This window comes from Polynucleobacter sp. JS-Polo-80-F4, assembly GCF_018881965.1.
GTDB lineage: Bacteria > Pseudomonadota > Gammaproteobacteria > Burkholderiales > Burkholderiaceae > Polynucleobacter.
Window position 1 is genome coordinate 1 of record NZ_JACVPI010000009.1, and the last position, 255, is coordinate 255.

General features: G+C 47.5%; 1 protein-coding gene. It reads right to left on the reverse strand.

Features of this window, described 5'->3' with window-relative positions; translation table 11 throughout:
• On the reverse strand, positions 1-255 hold a 255-nt coding region (locus ICN20_RS10350; protein WP_216240522.1), incomplete at both ends, for a hypothetical protein.

The following is a 255-nucleotide window of genomic DNA, read 5'->3' on the forward strand; positions in this document are numbered from 1 at the left end:
CCGGGCCATTATTACCGTTCGCCTGCACTACGCTGCCAGCCTGGGTGCTGATGGTTGGAGCTGATATAAAAATAGATCCGCCCGTTGTGCCGTTGGCTTGTAACACGGCAGAAGATTGCAACTCAGCCAAAGTACTTCCAGTCAGATAAATCACATTACTCTGGACTGGCGCAATCTGAAGGCTATTTAAGTCATTCGCTGCGCTTGTGGAATAAACCCGATTAAGGCTTTGGTCAGCATTTTGTGAAGTTAAAT